Annotated in this window: 1 protein-coding gene; it reads right to left on the bottom strand. The window is 67.2% G+C overall.

Features of this window, described 5'->3' with window-relative positions; translation table 11 throughout:
* Positions 1-583, bottom strand: a 583-nt coding sequence (locus B1790_RS33775; protein WP_142271682.1) for an HNH endonuclease signature motif containing protein, incomplete at both ends; no start/stop codon positions are given.

Here is a 583-nt window from a genome sequence, read left to right on the forward strand (position 1 = left end):
CCCCTCCGCAGGCGAAGACTACTTCGTCGATGTTGGTCTGCCCGTTCTTGGCCCACCCATTGGTGTGATGCACCTGCGCCCCGTACCCGGGCACCGTGCACCCGGGCTTGGTGCATCCCCGGTCGCGGGCGTGCAGCATGATCCGCTGCCCGACCGAGGCGAGGCGCTTCGTCCGGCCGAGGTAGAGGGCTTCGTTGGTGTGTTTGTCGAACACCGCGAGGTAGTGGTGGGCGTGGGAGGCCATCCGAATCAGATCGGCCATCGGGAGCAGTGATCCGCCGCCGGTGACACCACTGCCGCGGGCGGCTTCGAGGTCTTGCAGGGTGGTGGTGACGATGACGGTGACGGGTAACCCGTTGTGCTGGCCCAGTTCACCGGAGGACAGGACAGATCGTCCGATGGCGATGAGCGCGTCGTGGGTGCGTTGTCCGACGGTGCGGTCGTCGGCGTCGATCTGCTCCTGGCTCGGCGTGCCCGAGGTGCGCGGATCACAGTCGGCGGGGTTGCACATGCCTGGTGCGCCGTACTTGGCGAGGATCGGTTCGACGATCGCCCGCGCCTCAGGATCGAGCAGTGCGGTCAG

Source organism: Mycobacterium sp. AT1 (genome assembly GCF_002043095.1).
GTDB lineage: Bacteria > Actinomycetota > Actinomycetes > Mycobacteriales > Mycobacteriaceae > Mycobacterium.